The organism is Moraxella equi (genome assembly GCF_002027555.1).
GTDB lineage: Bacteria > Pseudomonadota > Gammaproteobacteria > Pseudomonadales > Moraxellaceae > Moraxella > Moraxella equi.
The window spans coordinates 20,665-28,321 of record NZ_MXAP01000044.1; the positions used below are offsets into that span (position 1 = coordinate 20,665).

At 48.2% G+C, this 7,657-nt stretch carries 7 protein-coding genes and 1 pseudogene; 6 read left to right on the forward strand and 2 right to left on the reverse strand.

Translation table 11 applies throughout. From position 1 onward, the window contains the following. Positions 1-298 precede the first annotated feature (298 nt). From B5J93_RS04410 to B5J93_RS04430, 6 genes are all read left to right on the forward strand, one after another. Complete coding sequence (locus tag B5J93_RS04410) at positions 299-1,861, forward strand: ABC transporter substrate-binding protein (RefSeq protein ID WP_079324952.1); 1,563 nt, start codon at positions 299-301, stop codon at positions 1,859-1,861. Between the two features lie 309 nt (positions 1,862-2,170). Then, a complete protein-coding gene (locus B5J93_RS13750; RefSeq protein ID WP_174700897.1) occupies positions 2,171-2,548 on the forward strand; it encodes a hypothetical protein in 378 nt (125 codons plus the stop codon). A 53-nt stretch (positions 2,549-2,601) separates the two neighbouring features. Next, entirely contained in the window at positions 2,602-3,219 is a 618-nt protein-coding gene (locus tag B5J93_RS13755; RefSeq protein ID WP_211278846.1) for a zinc ribbon domain-containing protein, read from the forward strand. A gap of 116 nt (positions 3,220-3,335) precedes the next feature. Next, positions 3,336-4,271: an ABC transporter permease gene (locus tag B5J93_RS04420; RefSeq protein ID WP_079324958.1), complete on the forward strand. Its 936-nt coding sequence runs from the start codon at positions 3,336-3,338 to the stop codon at positions 4,269-4,271. A 45-nt stretch (positions 4,272-4,316) separates the two neighbouring features. Continuing rightward, complete coding sequence (locus B5J93_RS04425; protein WP_211278847.1) at positions 4,317-5,117, forward strand: ABC transporter permease; 801 nt, start codon at positions 4,317-4,319, stop codon at positions 5,115-5,117. A gap of 2 nt (positions 5,118-5,119) precedes the next feature. After that, a complete protein-coding gene (locus tag B5J93_RS04430; protein WP_079324954.1) occupies positions 5,120-6,571 on the forward strand; it encodes an ABC transporter ATP-binding protein in 1,452 nt (483 codons plus the stop codon). Between the two features lie 3 nt (positions 6,572-6,574). Here the strand turns inward: B5J93_RS04430 and B5J93_RS04435 are convergent, their stop codons facing one another. Continuing rightward, entirely contained in the window at positions 6,575-6,862 is a 288-nt protein-coding gene (locus B5J93_RS04435) for a hypothetical protein (RefSeq protein ID WP_079324956.1), read from the reverse strand. A gap of 263 nt (positions 6,863-7,125) precedes the next feature. Beyond that, a pseudogene (locus B5J93_RS04440) lies at positions 7,126-7,657 on the reverse strand (malate:quinone oxidoreductase); the annotation flags it as partial.

The following is a 7,657-nucleotide window of genomic DNA, read 5'->3' on the forward strand; positions in this document are numbered from 1 at the left end:
ACAAAATAGATTATGTTAAATAAATTTGGTATAAAGTTAAGTGGACTTTTAATTGGCAAAGTGGGGAAAATTGGAAAGTTTAAAATTTTTCCTTTATCCTTTATAAAGTTTTTAAGAAAAAGATAATATTATGTTAAATAATTTTTTAAATTTTAAGCCAATCCCCCACGCATTTGACCCAAAATGCCCTTTATCAATCACACTCGTTAATTTTTTATTTGCCAGTGGCTTGTATTTTTGTAAGTTATATAATAACATATCTTACTTTTTGCCAATCGGCTGACCTTAGGATTTTATCATGACTTTTAAATACACCGCCCTCGCCTGCTCACTTGCCACTGCCCTAGCCCTGACCGCCTGCGGTAATGACGACAAGGCTAGCACCGCCACAGACAACGCCGCGCCTGCCATGAGCGATAAGACACTCACGGTCGTTACCCCTTGGGAGATTACCAATGCCGACCCCAGCACATCGGGCTTTGTTTATCAGCGTATGGGTATTGGCGAGACGCTCGTGGACGTGGACGACAAAGGGGCGATTATCCCTGCCCTAGCCGAAAAATGGGAAACAAAAGACAATGGCAAAACATGGGTGTTTACGTTGCGTGATGATGTCAAATTCCACGACGGCACGCCCATGACCGCCAAAGAAGTGGTTAATAGCCTAACACTTGCCCTAAATAAGCCCACCGCCCTAGAAAGTGCTAATATCGAGCTTATCAAGGCAGTTGATGATAAAACGGTAGAATTCAATCTTGCCGAGCCTTTGACCACCCTACCGTCTTATTTGACACACGCCACCGCCATTATCCTAGCCCCAGCGTCCTTTGATGACAAAGGGCAAGCCACCAAAATCATCGGCACAGGGGCGTATCGGGCGGATAAAGTTGAGCCACCACAAAAGATTGAGCAGTCGGCTTATGCCGACTATTGGGGACAAAAAGCCCACATCAATCGCATTAACTACCTTGCCAACTCTCGCAGTGAGACCCGCACCCTGCTTGTCGAGAGTGGCGATGACCATTTGGTGTACACCCTAGACAGTGCCAGTCTAAAACGCCTACAAAACAACAGCGACCTACAAGTGGCCACCCAAACGCTCGCTCGCACCATTGCCATTAAGATGAACATCGCCAATCCGCTCTTTGCCGATAAGACCACTCGTCAAGCCCTATCTGATGCCATAGACCGTGAAGCCATTGCCAAATCGGTGCTACGCATTGGCGACGCGGGAGCGTATGAGCTACTACCGCCCATGTTTGGCGGTTGGCAGGCAGGCGTGGCAAAATCCGTCCCTGATTATCCTGCCATTAAAGCCAAACTGCTCGCCAATGGCTTTACCGAAGGGACAAATGGCGTGCTACAAAAAGACGGTAAGCCCTTTACCATATCGCTCATCACGTTCTCCGACCGCCCAGAACTACCGCTTATCGCCACCGCCTTACAAGACCAATGGCTTAAAATCGGTGTGGATTTACAAGTTAATATCACCAACTCATCAGAGATTCCCAAGGCTCATCAAGACGGCTCACTACAAATGGCTCTGTATGCTCGTAACTACGGCAACACCCCAGACCCACTGGCTTCACTACAGTCCGACCTAAGCCCACAAGGCAGCGACTGGGGTGTGATGAATTACCAAAACCCCACACTCACCCAAGCTTTGCATGACATCGCCACCACAGCCGATGATGCCAAGCGAGATGAACTCAAAAAACAAGTCGCCACCATTTTGGCAGATGAGCGTCCGCTTATCCCTGTCGTGTACTACCAACAAAGTGCGTCCGCTCACAAGTCGCTACAAGGCTTGACCCTTGACCCCTTTGAGCGTAAATATAACCTAAATCAGCTTAAATGGTAAGTCCATAAAGACCGTGTTATGCGGTCTTTTTATGTTGTCAATGTTGCAAATTTTGTTTTAAATTTCTTTAAAGATGCCCCATTCTCAGCTTTATATCAGCGATTGACCTATCAAGGGCAAATTGTATTCCTGCCCTTGCAACTTAAAAAACATCAAACACCCTGATCATCTCGTCATTTTTTCATCATTGGAGCTTGTCATGAGTGAACAAAGCGTGAATAAAAAAGATAGAGCCAAATTCAAGCCCACCCCCAAAGCCAAAACCGCAGGGAGACAACCTGAAAAATGGTTTAATGTCTTTTGTGGATTGTGGCGATAATTTTTGCCGGCTTTTTGATTGGACTGGGGAGCAAAATCGTGGCGGATTTGCCGATGATTAGCACCGACTCTGTGGAATTATCTGATTTTGTCGCCGACCGTCCTGCCTACGACCAGCTAAAAGACGAGCTGACCCAAGCCGAACAACAAGAGCAAGACATCACTCACGAATGGGAACCAAAAAGCCATGAGCTAACCCAAAAACAAAGTGAAAACACAAACGCCCGTGAAACTTTTGACAACTGGCTTGCCACTCGTTCTGTGACCGAACAATCCGACCAAAATCCCGAAGTCATCAAACGCACAAGCGAGCTTGATGAGCTAAAAGCCCAAGAACAAGCCTTGCAAAGCGAGCTCTGTCCGCCATAGAAAAACGCCAACTAGACAGACGGCAGACGGTAGAGAACATCGAAACCCAAATCATGCTCATGGAAGCGGACGCTATGGACGGCTACAACCGCCATAATAACCGCACCGAATTGCAGGTATTTATTTATCGCTTGATGATTACCTTGCCACTGTTGTTGGCAGGTTATCCGTTTAAACGCTACCGCCATACCAACGCATGGCCGTTTGTGCGGGGCTTTGTATTTTTTGCCTTGTTTGTGTTTTTTTTGGAATTGGTGCCATATCTACCCAACTATGGCGGTTATGTTCGCTATGGCGTGGGGATTGTCGTAACGGTCGTCATCGACAAATACGCCATTGGGGCGATGAACGCCTATCTAGAACGCAAACGAGTCGAAGAAGCCCTATCCAGCAACGAGCGCCAACAACATATGGATTATGATGAAGCCCACATCAAAATCGGCAAGGGCATTTGTCCAAGCTGTGAACGCTCGCTCGATTTCAATAACACCGATTTGGACTTTTGTCCACATTGTGGGATACATTTGTTTGAATATTGTCCAAATTGCACCACTCGCAAAAGCACCTTTAATCATTATTGCTTTAAATGCGGTCTGGCAAGTCGCACGGAGCGTTTGGATGAACAGGTCTTTACCCTTGCAAATCCCAACACTCCACCCACCCAAATCTAAACACCAAACCCCATGCCATGCGTAGGGTTTTCTATTTTAAAAAATATTATGTTATTACATTTGCTTTCATCATCAATAAAAATTATAATAGCCCAATTTTGCTTATCATTATTATCATGCTAAAACTACTCACATCACGGCTTATCCAACTGCTCTTGGTCGTCTGGTCGGTCGGCACTTTGACCTTTGTTCTTATGCGAAGCCTGCCCGGCGACATGGCGTATCGTATCGCAAGCTCTCGCTATGGCTACGACCAAGTTACCGCAAGCTCTGCCGACCAAGTGCGAGCCGAACTGGGGCTTGATTTGCCGTGGTATGAGCAGTATATAGCATGGTTTGGTGACCTGCTCCGCTTGGACTTGGGAAACTCGCTCGTCAGTGGGGCAAGCGTGTGGGACGAGATAGCCCACCAGTTTGGACACACGCTGTCACTCGCTTTTGTTGCTTTGATTATCTCGCTCATCATCGCACCGCCCATTGGCATACTCTCCGCCCTGCGACCTAATGGGGTCTTTGACCGTTTTACCTTATTTATCGCCACCTTGCTCCGCTCTGCCCCTGCCTTTATCATTGGCGTGCTACTCATTACCATCTTTGCGGTGCATTTAAAATGGCTACCTGCCATCGGCTACGGCAAGCTGATTAACTACGTCCTGCCTGCTCTCACGCTCGCCTTGGGTCTGTCGGCGGTCTCCGTTCGGGTCAGTCGTAATGAGGCAGTGGCAGTGCTTAACTCTACATTTTATGAATTTGCCAAATTAAAGGGGCTAAGCCCTTGGCAGGCATTTAGACGACATGGCGTGCGTAACATTGCCATTCCCATTGTCGCCTATCATGGGGTACAGCTCATCTATCTCATCGAAGGCGTGGTCATCGTGGAGAGCCTGTTTGCATGGCCCGGCATCGGTCATGCCCTAGTTCACGCCATCATCGCCCGAGACATTCCAATGATACAAGGATCGGCTTTGGTCATGGGTGGGCTGTTCGTGGTGTTAAACGCCGTCTTGGATGTCATCAATCGCTACATTGACCCCCGTTATGAAGCTCACTAAGCCTTATCAGTATTTGCCAAACTCCGTTATCAATTTGCCAATATTATGATGAAATACTTAAAAAACCTAACCCCCACTCAGTTTATCGGACTTATCATCTTGGCGGCACTCCTCATCTTTGCCTATGGCAGTCCGCTCATACGCCCTCATGACATGGCACTGCAAAACCTAGATGTCATCCTATCTGCCCCCAGTGGTGAGCACCCCTTTGGCACCGACCATCTAGGGCGTGATATGATGGCACGGCTGGCGTCCGCCATTCGCTTGTCTTTTTCACTCATTGTCGGCTCGGTGGGGGTGTCGCTCATCTTTGGGCTGTTGTTTGGCTTGCTGGCAGGGATTTTTGGGGGGATTTTGGATAAGTTTTTTAACTTTATCTGTGATTGTATCATGGCATTGCCTGGTTTATTGTTTATCCTACTGTTTGCATCTATCACCCCCAACAGTTTTTGGTCGCTGTATCTGGGCGTATCACTTGTCATGTGGGTGGAGTTTTTTAAGATGACCCGTGCGATAAGCCTAACCTTACGCAAATCAAGCGAAGTACAAGCCAGCACACTCATGGACATGGGGCTGTGGTACATCATCAAACGCCACTATCTGCCAAGACTTGCTCCCGTCATGTGGACACTCTCGGCATTTGGGGCGGGTCATGCGGTGCTAGCCCTTGCCACGCTTGGCTTTGTCAATGTCGGTCTTAAACCACCGACCGCCGAGCTGGGTCTCATGATGACCGAACTATTTCCTTATTATTATGAAGCGCCTTTGGTGTTCTTTTTGCCGATAATCACCGTGTTTTTACTCGTGCTTTCATTCCAATTATTATCAGGCAAACAGGACGGCTAATCATGCAAAACACCCAATCATCACCAGATATTTTAATCCAAATCAATAACTTATCCGTCCACACCGCAGACGGTGCTACCTTAGTTGAGCCCATTAGTCTTAGCATAAAAAAGGGGCAAAATTTGACTATCCTAGGCGAGACAGGCTCAGGCAAAAGCCTACTTGCCCAAGCGGTCATGGGGGCATTACCCAAGGGCTTGACGGTCAAAGGGCAAATTCTCATCAATGGCAAAACGCTCCATGATGGACAAGGCGAGCTTGATGAACGCCAATTTGCCACACTGTGGGGGCGTGATTTGACCATGCTCCCCCAAGAGCCGGTGCGTTCGCTTGACCCTACCATGACGGTGTTTCGCCAGATTTGGGAGAGTCTGCATTTTGTCAAACGAGTCGATAACTCTGCCGCCAAAGACACCACCTTACGCACCTTAGAGCAACTCTCCTTAGCCCACGCCAAAGACTGCTACCCCCATGAGCTGTCAGGGGGTATGGCACAGCGTGCGTCCTTTGCGTCTGCCACCGTGAGCGGGGCGTACATGGTCATCGCCGATGAACCCACCAAAGGGCTTGACCACACCAATAAAATCGCTGTCGTGGACATACTCGCCCAAGTCGCCAAACAAGGCGGCTGCCTTTTGACCATCACACATGACATCGAAGTCGCCAACCGTCTAAGCACTGACAATGACCTGCTCATGGTCATGAAAAAAGGTAAGCTCTTAGAGCAAGGGCAAGCCACCGATGTCCTACAAAATCCCAAATCCGACTACGCCAAAGAGCTGATGAGTGCAAGCCCTGCCACATGGACAAAGGCGGACATCACGCCTGCTGAGACACCCCTTTTGACCTTAAAAGACGTAGCCATCAGTCGTGGTAACAAAGAGCTATTTAGTGGGCTTAACATCACGCTCCACGCAGGGCAAGCGGTGGGACTCATCGGCGATAGTGGCATTGGCAAAAGCTCGCTCGGGGACGCCATTTGCGGGCTTATCACACCGTCCAAAGGGTCAATGACATGGCACACCAAACCCAAACGTCACCAAGTGCTAAAACTCTACCAAGACCCACCGTCCGCCTTCGCTCAAAACATCACGCTCGGCACGCTCATCGATGACGTGGTCAAACGCCATAGTCTTGATAAAAGCCAAATCGCCCCGCTCATGCACGCCTTACAGCTCCACCCTGACCTACTGCACCGCACCAGCGAGAGTGTCTCTGGGGGTGAACTCCAACGCATTGCCATCATGCGAGCCTTGATGATGAAACCTGTGCTACTGTTTGCCGATGAAGTAACCAACCGCCTAGACCCCATCACTCAAAAGACCACGCTCGATTTGCTCACAGACGCCTGTCGCACCCAAAACTGCACACTGGTTATGGTCAGTCATAACCACGATTTGACACGGCATTACTGTGATACGGTAGTGGATTTGACGGATTATCGGACGGTCTAAATTCTACAACGCCCCATACTGCGACCACCGCTCGCCCGTGTCATGGCGTGCTTTGTGGGCGTGTAGCTCGTAACACGCCCAAATATGTACGCCAAACAGTACCGCTATCGCCATCCACGCAATACCTTGCCCTTTGATGATGTTTTTGCTTGACAGATATGTTAGTACGCCTGCGATGATGACAGTAAGTGCCACATAGCCCACACCCCAATCAAATATCCACAGATACAGCCCAAGCATGATGAGTACCGCCCAGCTAATGCCTTGCAGAAAACGTAAAAATTTTGTCATGTTTTTGGTTTATTTAAATTATCGGCCTGTTTAAATTATAGCCACTGGGCAAATATTAAATTCCATAACTACTTAATAAAAAATAAAGGGCAATCACTCACCCTTTATTTTTGTATTTATGTTGTTTATGCCACTTTTTTAGGCTCGGTTTGGTTCTCTTCGCCCACTTCTACCACCGGCTCTTTGGCGTCAGGAGACGGCACAAACTTAGTCGGCTCTGGCACGTCTGCACCATCCTGTGGCACAGGAGTACTTTGGGTTTTTGATGTATAGACCAGACCCAATGTGCGACTGGTGTCGGTACGCACTTTATCAAGCAGTTCTGGATTTTTTGCCAAATCCTGCCCATAAGACGGGATAATTTCCAAAAGTTTGGCATTCCATTTGCCCTGCACTTCATCAGGGAAAGATTTTGCCAACAAATCAAGCATCATGTTTGGCGATGTAGACGCCCCTGGTGAGGCACCGAGCAAGGCACTAAGCGTGCCGTCTTGGGATGCAAAAATCTCTGTACCAAACTGCAATTTGGCAGGCTCATTTGGCAGTTTTTTGATGATTTGCACACGCTGACCGCCTTGATTTTCTATCCAGTCGGCTTGCTTGGCTTCTGGATAATATTTACGCAGTTCCGCCATTTTTTGTTCAGGCGAGAGTGATACTTGACTGACCAGATATTTTACCAAATCCAAATTATCAAGCCCCACCGCCGCCATAGGCAAGGCGTTATCTTTGGTCGCTGATGCCAATAAGTCAGTTTGCGAGCCATTTTTCAAAAATCTATACCAACCGAACCCA

What these genes read in the sequence shown, in the direction of transcription:
- B5J93_RS04410 (WP_079324952.1), top strand. Translation starts at nt 299, where the DNA reads ATGACTTTTAAATACACCGCCCTCGCCTGCTCACTTGCCACTGCCCTA.
- B5J93_RS13755 (WP_211278846.1), top strand. Translation starts at nt 2,602, where the DNA reads ATGCTCATGGAAGCGGACGCTATGGACGGCTACAACCGCCATAATAAC.
- B5J93_RS04420 (WP_079324958.1), top strand. Translation starts at nt 3,336, where the DNA reads ATGCTAAAACTACTCACATCACGGCTTATCCAACTGCTCTTGGTCGTC.
- B5J93_RS04425 (WP_211278847.1), top strand. Translation starts at nt 4,317, where the DNA reads ATGATGAAATACTTAAAAAACCTAACCCCCACTCAGTTTATCGGACTT.
- B5J93_RS04430 (WP_079324954.1), top strand. Translation starts at nt 5,120, where the DNA reads ATGCAAAACACCCAATCATCACCAGATATTTTAATCCAAATCAATAAC.
- B5J93_RS04435 (WP_079324956.1), bottom strand. Translation starts at nt 6,862, where the DNA reads ATGACAAAATTTTTACGTTTTCTGCAAGGCATTAGCTGGGCGGTACTC.